Source organism: Streptomyces sp. PsTaAH-124 (assembly GCF_000373685.1).
GTDB classification, from domain to species: Bacteria; Actinomycetota; Actinomycetes; order Streptomycetales; family Streptomycetaceae; genus Streptomyces; species Streptomyces andamanensis.
Window position 1 is genome coordinate 1 of record NZ_KB892167.1, and the last position, 14,546, is coordinate 14,546.

Genomic DNA, 14,546 nt, shown 5'->3' on the forward strand with positions numbered 1-14,546 from the left:
TAGGGCCTGTCGTCAAATTCCCGCCTGCCCCGCGACGCCATGCACGCACTCTCGCCGCACCGGGACCCGACCCGAGTACGTCCAGTACGCGGGTCAGGACCCGGCACGCCGAGAGCACGCACCTGACGCCGCGAGGCCCGCCCTCCGGGCGGACGACGGCAATTTGACGACAGGCCCTAGGACCTGTCCTGGCTCCGGCCGTGACGGCCCGAAGGGCCCCGCACCACCGTGGTGTGGGGCCCTTCGGCTGCGTACGGGGAGGGGCGCAGGCGTCCTGCCGGGGCGTCATCGGCCCAGCGCGGCCAGTTCCTTGGCGGCCTCCGTGAGGTCCTTGGCGGTGTCGATGGCGCGCCAGTAGGCGCCCTGCGGGATCGGGAAGCCGGCCAGCCGCAGTTCCCGGGCCAGCCGCGGGAAGGTGCTGCGCTCGTGGTCGCCGCGCTCGGGCAGCAGGGAGGTGAAGCCGGGGGAGAAGACGTAGACGCCCGCGTTGATCTCGAAGGTCGACGGCGGCGCCTCGATGAAGTCGGTGATGTGCCCGAAGCCGTCCGTCTGCACGGCGCCCCACGGGATGCGCGGTCGGGCCAGCGCGAGGGTCGCGACCGCGTCGCGCTCGGTGTGGAAGTCCGCCATGTCCCGCAGCGAGAAACGGGTCCAGATGTCGCCGTTGGTGGCGTACCAGGCGCGCTCGGGGTGCGGGAGGCGGGCGGCGGCGAACTTGAGGCCGCCGCCGCGGCCGAGGGGCTCCGGCTCGACGACCGTGGTCACCCGGACGGGCAGCTCCGCCGACTCCAGCCACTCCTGGAGCACCTCGGCGAGGTGGCCGCAGGAGATCACCACGTCCGTGACGCCCTCCTCGGCCAGCCAGGCGAGCTGGTGGCCGATGATCGGAGTGCCCGTACCGGGGATCTCGACCATCGGCTTGGGCCGGTCGTCGGTGTAGGGGCGCAGCCGGGAGCCCTGGCCACCGGCCAGGACCACGGCTTGGGTGGGGCGGGACGCCGCGTTCGGATGGGTCATGCCGGAACTCTACGTGCCCCCGCGCGGCGGCCCGCGCCGGTGACCGGTACGCCGCTGTACGGCGCCCGTCCGGCGCGGGCCCTGACTCTGCCGGGCGCTGCCGGTGGCCCGGTCCCGGCTCAGCCCTGGGCCGCGAGGACCCCGGAGGCGAAGGAGGTGTCGCAGACGGGGCGGGAGAAGGCCTGGGCGCGCGTGGGGCCGTAGATGCGCACGGCGGCCCGGCCGAGGGTGCGGGCGATGGACGCGCAGTGCCCGGCCAGCGAGGGCCGGTCGTTGACCGCCTGCTGGAGGTGGGTCAGCGCGACGCCCGGGTCCTTCTCCTGCAACTCCGTCAGCAGATGGTCGCGGAGCACGTCCTGCGGGGCCCGGGGCGGGGCGGCGACCCCGGGCGCGGACATGTCGGACGCGGTGAGCACCGAGTTCGAGGGGTTCCCCGACCAGTTGACTCGGGTGACCGCGAGGGTCCCGGAGAGCACCAGGACGACGGGCAGGACGAGGGCGAGGGAGCGGCCGATCCGGCGGGCGGGGCCCCGGCCGCGTCGCTTGGGTTGCGTGGTGGAGTGCTTCACGCGAGTGAGGGTAGCGCCCGGTGATGATTTGGCGACATTTAGTCACCCCTTCGGGCGACGGCGTACCGCCCTTTTCCTGGTGGCGTGTTGACGCACACGGCTCGAAATGTCCCGTGTGTCAGGGTGGTCCGGAGACAGCGAGAAGGGCCCCGCAGCAGTTCGCGGGGCCCTTCTCGTCAACTCGGGTGAATCACCCGGATCATTCCCGGGGTTTCAGCCGTAAGCGTCATGCGCCTGGCTGCCGGGGGTCAGTCCGTCAGGCGCTCGCCGGTCGAGGTGGAGAACACGTGGGTCTCGCCCGCCCGCGGTACGACGTGCACGGTGGCGCCCTTCTCCGGGACCGAACGGCTGCTGACGCGGACGACCAGGTCCTTCGTCCCGCCGCCGACCTCGACGGTGCCGTAGATGTAGCCGTCGGCGCCGGTCTCCTCGACGACGTTCACCGAGACGGCGAGGCCGGCCGGGGCGTCGGCGCTGTCCTTGGTCAGGGAGGCGGCCGCGCCGCCGTTGTGCTCGACCACGTCGAAGTGCTCGGGGCGCACACCCACGGTGACGGTCTTGTCACCCTTGTCGGCGGCGGCCTTGAGCGCGTCGCGGTTGACCGGGACGACGCTGTTGCCGAACTTCACACCGCCGTCGGTGATCGGCACCTCGACCAGGTTCATGGCCGGGGAGCCGATGAACCCGGCGACGAACAGGTTCGCGGGCTTGTCGTACATGTTGCGCGGCGAGTCCACCTGCTGGAGCAGGCCGTCCTTGAGCACCGCGACCCGGTCGCCCATCGTCATGGCCTCGACCTGGTCGTGGGTGACGTAGACGGTGGTGATGCCCAGGCGGCGCTGGAGCGAGGCGATCTGCGTACGCGTGGACACACGGAGCTTGGCGTCCAGGTTGGACAGCGGCTCGTCCATGAGGAACACCTGCGGCTCACGCACGATCGCGCGGCCCATCGCCACACGCTGGCGCTGACCGCCGGAGAGCGCCTTCGGCTTGCGGTCCAGGTACTCGCTCAGGTCGAGGATCTTCGCGGCCTCCTCGACCTTCTGCCGGATCTCCGCCTTGTTCACACCGGCGATCTTGAGCGCGAAGCCCATGTTGTCGGCGACCGACATGTGCGGGTAGAGCGCGTAGTTCTGGAACACCATGGCGATGTCCCGGTCCTTGGGCGGCAGGTGGGTGACGTCACGGTCGCCGATGCGGATCGCACCGCCGTTGACGTCCTCCAGGCCCGCGAGCATCCGCAGCGAGGTGGACTTGCCGCAACCGGACGGGCCGACCAGGACGAGGAACTCGCCGTCCGCGATGTCGATCTCCAGAGCGTCGACGGCGGGCTTCTCGGAACCCGGGTAGATCCGGGTCGCCTTGTCGAACTGCACAGTGGCCATGGTGAATGGGCCCCCTTCTACCGGCAGGAACGTGCCGGACGATCCGAGTAGGAAGGCGGTTGCCACGACGGATGCCCGAAGGATCGTCCGCTGTGGTGATCGCGTGGTCCACAAGAGTGAACTGGCACAGGACGGTACCTGGCGTTCACCTGGTCTGTCAGTACTTGAAGGGGTGTGAACTTCGCGGAAATTCTCGACGGGCACCCGCCGCGACCTGGGTACACTGCACGGGCACCACCCGGTACGCCTCCTTAGCTCAGCTGGCCAGAGCAACGCACTTGTAATGCGTAGGTCGTCGGTTCGATTCCGACAGGGGGCTCCGCGAAAGGCCAGGTCAGACATTGTCTGACCTGGCCTTTTCTGTGGGCTGGGGCGGGTGGGTCAGGGGGTGCGCAGGAGCGTCGTCAGGGTTTCCCGCAGGGTTGCCTCCGGGTCCGGGGCGGTGGTCCGGGTGCGCCAGGCGACGAAGCCGTCGGGGCGGACGAGGACCGCGCCGTCGGGGGTGGTGCCGTGGGCCTCGGTCCAGTCGGGGGCCGGGGCGGCGGGCGGGGCCTCGACCGTGAGGTCGGTGCCGAAGCGGTGGGAGACCAGGGGGATGCCGGTGGTCTCCGCGACGCGGCGGGCCGCGGTGTGCCAGTCGGCGGTGGAGCGGGCGTCGCTGAGCAGGACCAGGGAGCGTTCGTACAGGTCGAGGGTGGAGACGCGCGCGCCGTCGTGCCGTACCCACAGGTGGGGGGCGCGGGTGCCGGGCTCGCCGGTGAGGCGGAGCGCGTCGGGCACGACGTCCTGGCTGTCGTCGGCGCCGACGACGGCGCCCCGGAGGTAGCGGTAGCCGAGGACGACGTTGAGGATGCCGCCGCGCTTGCCGCCGCCGATGCCGGGCGCGGGTGCGAAGCCGGGGTGGCTGTGCTCGACGGAGCGGGCGGAGGCGCGGGCGCTGGTGGCGGTGGCGACCGGGCGGCGCTCGGTGTCGTAGGTGTCCAGGAGGCCGGGGCCCGCCCAGCCGCCGAGGACGGCGGCGAGTTTCCAGGCGAGGTTGTGGGCGTCCTGGATGCCGGTGTTGGAGCCGAAGGCGCCGGTGGGTGACATCTCGTGGACGGAGTCGCCGGCGAGGAAGACCCGTCCGGCGGAGTAGGCGTCGGCGACGCGTTCGGCGGCGCGCCAGGACGCCTTGCCGGTGATCTCGACGTCCAGGTCGGGGGCGCCGATGGCGCGGCGGATGTGCCGCTGGAGGCGTTCCTCGGTGAACTCGTCGAGGCTCTCGCCGTGCTCGGGGTGCCAGGGGGCGTGGAAGACCCAGTGCTCCTTGTTGTCGACGGGGAGCAGCGCTCCGTCGGCCTCCGGATCGGTGAGGTAGCAGCAGATGAAGCGGCGGTCGCCGACGACGTCGGCGAGGAGTTTGGAGCGGAAGGTGACGCTGACGTTGGCGAAGAGGTCGCCGGGTCCGGACCGGCCGATGCCGAGGGCGCGGCGGACGGGGCTGCGGGGGCCGTCGGCGGCGACGAGGTAGTCGGCGCGGACGGTGTACCGCTCGTCGGTGGCGCGGTCGCGGACGGTGGCGGTGACTCCGTCGGCGTCCTGCTCGAAGGTCTCCAGCTCGTGGGAGTAGCGCAGGTCGCCGCCGAGGGCGCGGGCGCTGTCGAGGAGGACGGGTTCGAGGTCGTTCTGGCTGCACAGGCACCAGCCGGTGGGGCTGAAGCGGGCCATGCCGCCGCCCGGGTCGATGTGCTTGAACAGCCATTCGCCGGCGTCGCCGACGAGGGTGGGGGTCTGGAGGATGCCGTGGTTGTCGGCGAGCAGGGCGGCGGCGTCCTTGACGGCGTCCTCGACGCCGGCCGTGCGCAGCAGCTCCATGGTGCGCACGTTGTTGCCGCGGCCGCGGGGGTGGTGGGAGGTGCCGGAGTGCCGTTCGACGAGCAGGTGGGGCACGCCGAGGCGGCCCAGGAAGAGCGAGGTGGACAGGCCCACCAGGGAGCCGCCGACGATGAGGACGGGTACCCGGTGGTCGGCTTCTCGGTGCATCGGTGCCTCCAGGGGCGGGGTGGGGCGCGGGTGCGTCGTGGGGGGCGCGCGGGGGCGTGGGGGCGCGGGCGGGTGGGGGCCCGTCGGTGTCTCCATGCCCGGTGCGGGGGCGGTCCGCGTGCGTTCGCGGGGGCAATCACCCCTGTGATCACCCACGTGGTGCACACGAGTCGCGCACTGATCACAACCGGCACAGGATCGAGATCACGCTGACGTCGCGTCACCCGCGGCGGGATGTCGGCGGAGCGAAGCCCTCTTCAGCCCCGTCAAGGAGACGTACGCAGATGACCGCCATCTCTGAGCGTGTTTCAGAACCCACCGAGCAGCAGGACTCGAAACGTGTCTCCCAGTCCGTCTTCGACGGTTCCCGGCTCCGGGTCGTCCTGCTGGTGGACGTCTACGACGGCGCCCAGCAGCAGTTCCTGGAGGCGTACGAGGAGATGGGCAAGCAGGTCTCGTCCGTCCCCGGGCATGTCAGCGACCAGCTGTGCCAGTCGATCGAGAACCCTTCGCAGTGGCTGATCACCAGCGAGTGGGAGAGCGCGCCGCCGTTCCTCGCCTGGGTGAACAGCGAGGAGCACGTGCGGATGGTGCAGCCGATGCACAGCTGCATCCGTGACACGCGGTCGCTGCGTTTCCACATCGTCCGGGAGACCGGCGGCGAGGCGGGCCGGGCGGCGGCGGGTGAGCGCCGGTTGCAGACGTCGCCGCGCATCGGTGACGGGGTGATCCGGCACGCGCTGACGTTCACGGTGAAGCCGGGCAGCGAGAAGAAGGTGGCCGAGCTGCTGGCGAACTACGAGTCGCCCACGGCGCGGGTGGACGACACCACGAAGCTGTGCCGTACGTCGCTGTTCATGCACGGCAACCGGGTGGTGCGGGCCATCGAGGTGCGCGGTGACCTGCTGGCGGCGCTGCGGCACGTGGCGCGGCAGCCGGAGATCCGGGCGGTGGAGGAGGCCATCAACCCGTATCTGGAGCAGGAGCGGGACTTCGCCGACCAGGAGTCGGTGCGGGTGTTCTTCACCCGGGCGGCCCTCCCGGCGGTGCATCACGTGACGCGCGGTCAGGACGACGAGGGCGCGCAGCGGCAGGCGCTGTCGTACCCGGCGCGGCCGGGGATGGGGATGCGGCTGGCGGAGCTGCTGGCCCAGCACGACGAGCGGGTGGCGGGCGACCCGGCCAGCCCGATCCTGCGCAGCACGGTCTTCGAGCGGGACGACGTGGTGGTCCGGCTGATCGACGTACGGGCGGGTCTCGACGTGGATCCGGCGGCGGCGCTGGGTCTGGCGGACGCGGCGCAGGTGTCGGAGCTGACGACGCTGCTCGACGAGGGCGCCGCGAAGAAGGACGGCGATCTGGCGCGGCTGCTCGCCCTGGCCCGGATGGACCTCGTCACCGACCGGCGCTCGGCGCCGGACGCCTGACGCCCCTCTTCAGCCGACGTACACACCACCGGAGGAACGACATGATCAAAGCCAGGCCCAAGATCGTGGATCTCGGTGAGACCGAGCCCAACACCCGGCGCGGAGGCGATCTGCGCGCCATGCTGACCCCGGCCACGGTGGGTTCCACCAGCGGCTTCATGGGGGTGGCGCTGGTGCAGCCCGGTGACCGCATCGGTGAGCACTACCACCCGTACTCCGAGGAGTTCGTGTACGTGGTGTGCGGTGAGCTGGAGGTGGACCTGGACGGTGAGGCCCACCCGCTCAGGCCCGAGCAGGGGCTGATGATCCCGGCGTACATGCGGCACCGGTTCCGCAATGTGGGCGATGTGGAGGCGCGGCTCGTCTTCCACCTCGGTCCGCTGGCGCCGCGCCCGCAGCTGGGGCATGTCGACACGGAGGGCACCGCGGAGGAGGCGGTGCGGGTCGTGGCCGGGGCCGGGGAGCCGGTGCCGGCGGACGCGGCCGAGGCCCGGTCATGACCAGGCGGGTGGCGGTCACCGGCATAGGCGTGGTGGCGCCGGGCGGTATCGGCGCCCCGGCCTTCTTCGACCTGCTGGCGAACGGGCGGACCGCGACGCGGGGCATCACCTTCTTCGACCCGTCCGGGCTCAGGTCGCAGATCGCCGCGGAGTGCGACTTCGACCCGGTGGCCGCGGGGCTCTCCGAGGAGCAGGTGGCGCGCTGCGACCGCTACATCCAGTTCGCGCTGGCCGCGGGTCTGGAGGCGGTGCGGGACTCCGGGCTGGACCTCGCCGGGGAGAACCCCTGGCGGGTCGGGGTCTCGCTGGGCACCGCGGTCGGCGGCACCACGCGGCTGGAGAACGACTATGTGCTGGTCAGCCATGGCGGTGAGCGCTGGGACGTGGACCACGAGCGGGCGCGGCCGTATCTGGAGCGGGCGTTCACGCCGAGCACGCTGGCCTCGACGGTGGCCGAGCGGTTCGGGGCGCGCGGTCCGGTGCAGTCGGTGTCCACCGGGTGCACGTCGGGGCTCGACGCGGTCGGGTACGCGCTGCACACCGTGGAGGAGGGCCGGGCCGACATCTGCATAGCCGGGGCGTCGGACTCGCCGATATCGCCGATCACGATGGCGTGCTTCGACGCGATCAAGGCCACGTCGCCGAACAACGACGATCCGGCGCACGCCTCGCGGCCCTTCGACAACGACCGTGACGGGTTCGTCATGGGCGAGGGCGGCGCGGTGCTGGTGCTGGAGGAGCTGGAGCACGCTCGGGCGCGCGGTGCGCGGATCTACTGCGAGCTGAGCGGCTACGCCACCTTCGGCAACGCCTATCACATGACCGGTCTGACCAGTGACGGGCTGGAGATGGCGCGGGCCATCGAGACGGCGCTGGACCATGCCCGGCTGGACGCCACGGCGATCGGCTACGTCAACGCGCACGGCTCCGGCACCCGGCAGAACGACCGGCACGAGACGGCCGCGGTGAAGCGGGCGCTGGGCGGCCACGCCTACGACACCCCGATAAGTTCCATCAAGTCGATGGTGGGCCACTCGCTGGGCGCGATCGGGGCGATCGAGGTGGTGGCGTGCGTGCTGGCGCTGGACCGCCAGATGGTCCCGCCGACGGCGAACTACACGACCCCCGATCCCGAGTGCGACCTGGACTACGTCCCGCGGGTCGCCCGGGAGCGGAAGCTGGACAGCGTGCTCTCCGTGGGCAGCGGGTTCGGCGGTTTCCAGTCCGCGGTGATCCTGACCCGGCAGAGGGAGAGGGCATGAGCGCACCCGTGAAACGGCGGGCGGCCGTCACCGGTATCGGTGTCGTGGCGCCCAACGGAACCAGCACCGAGACCTTCTGGAAGTCCACCCAGCAGGGTGTGAGCGTCCTGGACCGGGTCACCCGCGAGGGCTGCGAGCGGCTGCCGCTGAAGGTGGCGGGTGAGGTGCGGGCCTTCGATCCGTCGGTCTCGGTCGAGGAGCGCTACCTCGTGCAGACCGACCGGTACACGCACTTCGCGATGGCGGCGGCCGACGCGGCACTGGAGGACGCCCGTCTCGGCCGGGCCGACACCGACGAGGCGCCGTTCGCCGCGGGTGTGGTGACGGCGGCCGGCTCGGGCGGCGGCGAGTTCGGCCAGCGGGAGTTGCAGAAGCTGTGGGGCAAGGGCCGCCGCTATGTGGGCCCCTGGCAGTCGATCGCCTGGTTCTACGCGGCGAGCACCGGCCAGATCTCCATCCGGCGCGGCTTCAAGGGGCCGTGCTCGGTGGTGGCAGCGGACGAGGCGGGCGGCCTGGACGCGCTGGCGCACGCCGCGCGGGCGGTGCGGCGCGGTACGGACGTGATGGTGGCCGGTTCGACGGAGGCGCCGCTCGCCCCGTACTCGATGGTCTGCCAGCTCGGTTACGGCGAGCTGAGTCCGGTGGCCGATCCGGAGCGGGCGTACCGGCCGTTCACGGAGTCGGCGTGCGGGTTCGTGCCCGCCGAGGGCGGCGCGATGTTCGTCGTGGAGGCGGCGGAGCGGGCCCGGGAGCGGGGTGCGCCGGTGCGGGCGACCGTGGCCGGGCACGCGTCCACCTTCACGGGTGCCTCCCGCTGGGAGCTGTCGCGCGAGGGTCTCGCGGAGGCGGTCCGCGCGGCGCTGGCGGAGGCGGACTGCGCCCCGGAGGAGGTCGACGTGGTCTTCGCGGACGCGCTCGGCGTCCCGGAGGCGGACCGGGCCGAGGCACTGGCGATCGCCGACGCGCTCGGCGCGCACGGACGGCGGGTGCCGGTGACGGCGCCCAAGACCGGTACGGGCCGGGCGTACTGCGCGGCGCCCGTGCTGGACGCGGCGGCGGCGGTGCTCGCGATGGAGCACGGTCTGATCCCGCCCACCCCCAATGTCTTCGACATCTGCCATGACCTCGATCTGGTGACCGGCAGTGCCCGTGCGGCGCAGGTGCGCACGGCGCTGGTCCTCAGCCGGGGGCTCATGGGCTCGAACTCGGCGCTGGTGCTGCGGCACGGCACCGCCGGCGTCCCTTAGGTCTGACGTCAGGCCGGGCGGCGCCGGGAGGAACACGCCGGGAGCAACAAGGAGAGGAACCCGCATGAGTGACCGAATCACCGTGGAAGAACTGTCCGAACTCATGAAGAAGGCCGCCGGTATCACCGTCAGCCCGCAGGAGCTGGCGGACCGGGCCGACACCGGCTTCGACGAGCTCGGCATCGACTCGCTCGGCCTGCTCGGCATCGTGGGCGAACTGGAGAACCGGCACGGCATGCCGATGCCGGCCGACGCGGAGCGCTGCAAGACGCCCCGGAAGTTCCTCGACCTCGTCAACAGCACCCTTCTGGCAGGAGCCTGAGATGGCCGGACACACCCAGAACGAGATCACCATCGCCGCACCGGTGGACCTGGTGTGGGAGATGACCAACGACGTGGAGAAGTGGCCGCAGCTGTTCAGCGAGTACGCCTCCGCCGAGATCCTGGAGCAGGACGGTGCCCGGTGCACCTTCCGGCTGACCATGCACCCCGACGAGAACGGCACGGTGTGGAGCTGGGTCTCCGAGCGCGTGCCGGACCGGGCCACGCTGACCGTGCGGGCGCGGCGCGTGGAGACCGGGCCGTTCGCGCACATGGACATCCACTGGAGCTACGAGGAGGTCCCGGGCGGCACCCGCATGGTGTGGACCCAGGACTTCGCGATGAAGCCGGAGGCGCCGGTCGACGACGACTGGATGACCGACAACATCAACCGGAACTCCAAGGTCCAGATGGCGCTGATCCGGGACAAGGTCGAGCAGGCGGCGGCGTCCGGGCGGCGGCCCGAGCCGGCCCTGACCACCGACTGAGCCGGACCGGACGACAGGAGCGGATCCATGCACCAGGCCCTGATCGTGGCCCGGATGGCGCCGGGCTCGGCCCCGGACATCGCGCAGGTCTTCGAGGACTCCGACCGCGGGGAGCTGCCGCACCTGGTCGGTGTCACCCGGCGCAGCCTCTTCCAGTTCGGCGATGTGTACATGCACCTCGTCGAGGCCGACCGGGACCCGGGCCCGGCCATCGCGAAGGTGGCCGGACACCCCGAGTTCCGCGGCATCAGCGAGCGGCTGTCGGCGTACGTGAGCGCGTACGACCCCGAGACGTGGCGTTCGCCGAAGGACGCGATGGCCCGGCGCTTCTACCTCTGGGAGCGCGACGGCCGCGGCTGACGCCCGCGCGGCACGGGAGGCGCCGCACGCGTCGGCGTGCGGCGGACGGACAACGGCCGCCGGGCCCGCACTGTCGCGGGCCCGGCGGCCGTCGTCGTGAGCGTCGCGCCCGGGTGTCAGGCGGGCACGGTGCAGTCGAAGGCGTGGAGGTACGGGTTGACCGGGCTGATGTCGTCGATGACCAGACCGGCCGCCTCAAGTCGGCTCACCATGGACTTGGTGGTGTGCTTGGCGCCGCCGACGTTGAGCAGCAGCAGCAGGTCCATGGCGGTGCTGAAGCGCATCGACGGGGTGTCGTCGACGAGGTTCTCGATGACCACGACGCGGGCCTTGGGACCGCCCGCCTCCATCACGTTGCGCAGGCAGCGGGCGGTGGAGTCGTCGTCCCACTCCAGGATGTTCTTGATGATGTAGACGTCGGCCCGGACCGGGACGGCCTCGCGGCAGTCGCCGGGCACGATGTCGACCCGGCCGGCGAGCGCGCCGCCCTCGCGCAGCCGCGGGTCGGCGTTGTCCACGACACGCGGCAGGTCCATCAGGGTGCCGTGCATCCGGGGGTACTTCTCCAGCAGGCTGGCCACCACATGGCCCTGCCCGCCGCCGATGTCGGCGACCGAGTCGGCCCCGGACAGGTCGAGGAGTTCGGCCACGTCGCGGGCGGACTGCCGGGAGGAGGTGGTCATCGCCCGGTTGAAGACGTCCGCCGACTCGGGGGCGTCCTCGTTGAGGTAGACGAAGAACTCCTTGCCGTACAGGTCCTCGACGACGTTGCGGCCGGTGCGCACCGCCTCGTCCAGCTTGGGCCAGGCGTCCCAGGTCCACGGCTCGGTGCACCACAGGGAGATGTTGCGCAGGCTGTTCGGGTCGTCCTCGCGCAGCAGCCGCGACATGTCGGTGTGCGCGAAGGTGCCGTCGGGGCGCTCCTCGAAGACGCCGTAGCAGGCCAGGGCGCGCAGCAGGCGGCGCAGCGGCTTGGGTTCGGTCTTCACCGCGGCGGCGAGGTCCTCCGCGGCCAGCGGGGTGTCGCCGAGGGCGTCGGCCACGCCGAGGCGGGCAGCGGCGCGCAGGGCGGCGGCACACGCCGCCCCGAACACGAGCTCCCTGAGCCGCATGGACGGCGGTGGGGCGGTCTGAGCGGTCGTCATGTGCCGCCTTCCTTCCTTGGGTGTTCGGTGGGTGCCGGGTGGCCCGGTTCAGCACAGTCCCGCGGGCCTGGAGGCCGCGCAGGAGTTGTCCTGGAAGGTGTTGCCGCGCTGGGCGCTCTCCTGGTCGACCAGGTCGGCGGGGGCGTTGCTGCGGAGCGTGTTGCCGTGGACGCGGTTGTCGTCGCTGGTGGCGCCCACGAAGCTCTTGAAGAGGACGATGCCGCCGGACAGCGGCGAGGTGCCCGAGTTGCCGGTGACCGTGTTGCCGGTGACGTCGGTCTTCTCGGCGCCGGTCAGGACGATGCCGGAGCCCTGGAGGAAGGGCAGCCGGTCGGTCTTGGCGCAGTACTTGTTGTTCTGCACGACGCGGTTGTCGCGCACGGTCAGCGCGCCGGCCTTGGGCTTGTTCTCGTCGCCGACGACGAAGACGCCCGCGCAGTTGCCGGTGACCTCGTTGGCGGCGACGGTGAGGTTGCGCAGCCGGCGGACGGTGACGCCGATCCGGTTGCCGCTGAGCAGGTTGTGCGCGACCAGCGATTCCTTGCTGTCGGCCGCGCCCTGTTCGGCGGTGATGGTGTTGGCGAGGAAGATGCCGGCGTCGCCGTTGTCGCGGGCGGCGTCGTGCTCGTACGTGCTGTGCTCGGAGCGCTCCTCGGCGAAGCCCCACACGCCGTTCTTGTCGGAGAGCACGTGCCGCACGGTCAGTCCGTCGGCGCCGACGGAGACCATCCCGGCGCGGGAGTAACCGGTCAGGGCCAGGTGGGAGACGGTGACGCCCATCAGGCGCTTCGTCTTGGTGCCCGCCACGCAGATGCCGTTGCCGCGCTTGCCGCAGTCGTCCGTGGCCTTGGCGGCCGGGGTGAGGACGGTGGCGGGGCCGCTGCCGCGCAGGGTCAGACCGGGCGTCGTGATCTTGACGCTCTGGCGGTAGGTGCCGGGCAGGACCAGCACGGTGTCGCCGGGCTGTGCGGCGTCCACCGCCTTCTGGATCGATTCCCCGGCGTGGACCAGGTGCGTCGTCGGCACCGAGACCGGCGCGGCGGCGGCGACACCGGAGCCGACGAGCGCCGCGGCGCAGACCAGCAGGGAGATGTGGCGTTTCGTCATATTCTGTACGCTATGACCTGATGACCCTCTGGACTGCCCGATGGGCCGTCCGGCGGCGTGTCGGCACGGACGCCCGCCGGTCGGATGCGGCCCACGCCCTGGCGCCTTTGCGCGGGGCCGCCCTCACGCGCGCAGCGTGCGCCCGATCTCCAGTTGCACGGTCTCCGGCGGCCGGCCGTCCTCGATCTCCCACAGGCAGTTCTGGAGCACCCGCCCCAGCGTCCAGGCGCGCGCCCGCGCCCGGTCCAGGCCGAGCCGCGCGGTCAGCGCGTCGAAGCGCCACCGGGTCTCGGCGGGGTCGTAGCGGTTGCCGAGCGCGGGCAACAGGTCGAAACCGGGGTCGCCGGCGAGCGGCTTGGGGTCGATGGCGAGCCAGGGCGCGCGGCCGGAGGCCAGCACGTTGTCGTAGTGCAGGTCCCAGTGCAGCAGCCGGTCGCCGGGGCGGTCGGCGACCTCGCGCACGGCCGCCGCGCAGTCGGCGAGCAGCCGCCGGTCGGCGGTGTCCGGCACCCGCGTCAGCGCTCGCGGCACCTGCTCCAGCATCGCGCGCGCCACGTCACCCAGCCGCCGTACGACCGCCGGGGCGGGCACCGCGGTGAGCCGGGCGAGGAGCGCGCCGATCACCTCGACGGCCGCACGGCTGTCCGGCAGGGCCGACAGCGCCCGGGACTCGTCCAGCCGTTCGAGGAGAAGGGTGCAGGTGGGCGCGTCGTGCGCCAGCAGCCGTACGGCCCCGTCGCCGTCCCAGGCGCGCAGCGCGTCCGGCTCGCCCGCGCTCTCCTCGTCCAGTAGTTGGAGCTTGAGCGCGGCCGGTGTGCGGTCGGCGCGTACCACCGGAAGGACCAGCGCGCACCGCCCGTACATCGCCGGGCCGTCCACGCGCAGGTCCCAGTGCGCGAGGAAGCGGTCTGCCCGCTCGGGCAGACCGGCGACGAAATCCCGGCCCGCCGCGCCGTTGAACTTCTCCTGCGCGGCGGCCAGCTCGGCGGGCACCTCGATCACGGTGTTGACCATACTGGCCGGTGTGGACGGGGTCATCCGGTTTCGGCGCGGGCTGCGGGCGGTGGTCGCGTATGTGCGCGCCGCCCCGGGGACGTACGTCTGGCTGACGGTCCTGTTCGTCACCACCGTCGCGCTGCACCACATGTCGCCGTCGTTCGAGGCGGACTTCCTGCGGCAGCGGTCCACGAACATCCACGAGCTGTCGGACAACCCGGTGCGGGTCCTGTTGGCCAGCGCCATGTGGATCCCCAGCGGGCGCTGGCTGCCGTACGCCGTCCTCTACACGGTCTTCCACGCGCAGGCCGAGCGGTGGACGGGCACCGTGCGCTGGCTGGCGGTGTGCGCGGCCGCGCATGTGCTGGCCACGCTGATCAGCGAGGGCGCGCTGCTGTGGGCGATCCGCCGCGGTGTGGCGCCCGCCTCCGCGGTCGACACCCTGGACGTGGGCGTCAGCTACGCGCTGGCCGGGGTGGTCGCCGTGCTGACCTACCGGATCCGCAGGCCGTGGCGGTATCCGTACGCCGCCGCCGTGCTCCTCTTCTTCGGGGTGCCGCTGCTGGCCGGGCGCACCTTCACCGATCTCGGGCATTTCACCGCCGTACTGATCGGACTGGCCTGCCGGCCGCTGGTCGCGGGACCCGGAAAAACACGGAATCCGAAGGAGACACCGGCCGCCACCAGGCATTAGCGTCCC

15 protein-coding genes and 1 tRNA gene are annotated in these 14,546 nt (G+C 72.0%); 9 read left to right on the plus strand and 7 right to left on the minus strand.

All coding sequences use genetic code 11. The features are described from left to right. Positions 1 to 285: 285 nt before the first annotated feature. The 3 genes from B086_RS0113835 to msiK all read right to left on the minus strand — a co-directional run bounded on the left by B086_RS0113835 (position 286) and on the right by msiK (position 2,971). Entirely contained in the window at positions 286 to 1,017 is a 732-nt protein-coding gene (locus B086_RS0113835; protein WP_018567010.1) for a nucleotidyltransferase family protein, read from the minus strand. A gap of 119 nt (positions 1,018 to 1,136) precedes the next feature. Continuing rightward, complete coding sequence (locus B086_RS0113840; protein WP_018567011.1) at positions 1,137 to 1,586, minus strand: hypothetical protein; 450 nt, start codon at positions 1,584 to 1,586, stop codon at positions 1,137 to 1,139. A gap of 248 nt (positions 1,587 to 1,834) precedes the next feature. Beyond that, positions 1,835 to 2,971: a diacetylchitobiose ABC transporter ATP-binding protein MsiK gene (msiK, locus tag B086_RS0113845; RefSeq protein WP_018567012.1), complete on the minus strand. Its 1,137-nt coding sequence runs from the start codon at positions 2,969 to 2,971 to the stop codon at positions 1,835 to 1,837. A gap of 245 nt (positions 2,972 to 3,216) precedes the next feature. Between msiK and B086_RS0113850 the strand changes: the two genes are divergently transcribed. After that, a tRNA-Thr gene (locus B086_RS0113850) sits at positions 3,217 to 3,290 on the plus strand. 62 nt (positions 3,291 to 3,352) lie between these two features. Here the strand turns inward: B086_RS0113850 and B086_RS0113855 are convergent. Beyond that, positions 3,353 to 4,993 carry an FAD-dependent oxidoreductase gene (locus tag B086_RS0113855; RefSeq protein WP_018567013.1) on the minus strand — a complete coding sequence of 547 codons (1,641 nt, stop codon included), beginning with the start codon at positions 4,991 to 4,993 and terminating at the stop codon, positions 3,353 to 3,355. A gap of 284 nt (positions 4,994 to 5,277) precedes the next feature. Here B086_RS0113855 and B086_RS0113860 point away from each other — a divergent pair, with 284 nt between their 5' ends. The 7 genes from B086_RS0113860 (at position 5,278) to B086_RS0113890 (ending at position 10,598) form a co-directional block, all read left to right on the plus strand. Then, a complete protein-coding gene (locus B086_RS0113860) occupies positions 5,278 to 6,420 on the plus strand; it encodes a SchA/CurD-like domain-containing protein (protein WP_018567014.1) in 1,143 nt (380 codons plus the stop codon). A gap of 41 nt (positions 6,421 to 6,461) precedes the next feature. Next, the gene (locus B086_RS0113865; protein WP_018567015.1) at positions 6,462 to 6,920 is read left to right on the plus strand and encodes a cupin domain-containing protein; all 459 of its coding nucleotides are present in this window, start codon (positions 6,462 to 6,464) and stop codon (positions 6,918 to 6,920) included. Continuing rightward, positions 6,917 to 8,182 carry a beta-ketoacyl-[acyl-carrier-protein] synthase family protein gene (locus B086_RS0113870; protein ID WP_018567016.1) on the plus strand — a complete coding sequence of 422 codons (1,266 nt, stop codon included), beginning with the start codon at positions 6,917 to 6,919 and terminating at the stop codon, positions 8,180 to 8,182. Before B086_RS0113865 ends, B086_RS0113870 begins: the two co-directional genes overlap by 4 nt. Beyond that, positions 8,179 to 9,429, plus strand: a complete 1,251-nt coding sequence (locus B086_RS0113875; RefSeq protein WP_018567017.1) for a beta-ketoacyl synthase N-terminal-like domain-containing protein — start codon at positions 8,179 to 8,181, stop codon at positions 9,427 to 9,429. Before B086_RS0113870 ends, B086_RS0113875 begins: the two co-directional genes overlap by 4 nt. A gap of 64 nt (positions 9,430 to 9,493) precedes the next feature. After that, positions 9,494 to 9,751 carry an acyl carrier protein gene (locus tag B086_RS0113880; protein ID WP_018567018.1) on the plus strand — a complete coding sequence of 86 codons (258 nt, stop codon included), beginning with the start codon at positions 9,494 to 9,496 and terminating at the stop codon, positions 9,749 to 9,751. A gap of 1 nt (position 9,752) precedes the next feature. Then, on the plus strand, positions 9,753 to 10,238 hold the full coding sequence (locus B086_RS0113885; RefSeq protein WP_018567019.1) for an SRPBCC family protein: 486 nt from the start codon (positions 9,753 to 9,755) through the stop codon (positions 10,236 to 10,238). Between the two features lie 27 nt (positions 10,239 to 10,265). Continuing rightward, positions 10,266 to 10,598, plus strand: coding sequence for a TcmI family type II polyketide cyclase (locus tag B086_RS0113890; RefSeq protein WP_018567020.1), 333 nt, complete (start codon positions 10,266 to 10,268; stop codon positions 10,596 to 10,598). Positions 10,599 to 10,714: 116 nt separating this feature from the next. On the opposite strand, the gene B086_RS0113895 is transcribed toward B086_RS0113890, so the two are convergent. The 3 genes from B086_RS0113895 to B086_RS0113905 all read right to left on the minus strand — a co-directional run bounded on the left by B086_RS0113895 (position 10,715) and on the right by B086_RS0113905 (position 13,864). Then, entirely contained in the window at positions 10,715 to 11,743 is a 1,029-nt protein-coding gene (locus B086_RS0113895) for a methyltransferase (protein WP_018567021.1), read from the minus strand. A gap of 48 nt (positions 11,744 to 11,791) precedes the next feature. Then, positions 11,792 to 12,850, minus strand: coding sequence for a right-handed parallel beta-helix repeat-containing protein (locus B086_RS0113900; protein WP_018567022.1), 1,059 nt, complete (start codon positions 12,848 to 12,850; stop codon positions 11,792 to 11,794). Positions 12,851 to 12,973: 123 nt separating this feature from the next. Then, a complete protein-coding gene (locus B086_RS0113905; RefSeq protein WP_018567023.1) occupies positions 12,974 to 13,864 on the minus strand; it encodes an aminoglycoside phosphotransferase family protein in 891 nt (296 codons plus the stop codon). Between the two features lie 10 nt (positions 13,865 to 13,874). On the opposite strand from B086_RS0113905, the gene B086_RS0113910 reads away from it, so the two are divergent. Beyond that, the gene (locus B086_RS0113910) at positions 13,875 to 14,540 is read left to right on the plus strand and encodes a rhomboid-like protein (protein ID WP_018567024.1); all 666 of its coding nucleotides are present in this window, start codon (positions 13,875 to 13,877) and stop codon (positions 14,538 to 14,540) included. The last annotated feature ends 6 nt before the right edge of the window (positions 14,541 to 14,546 follow it).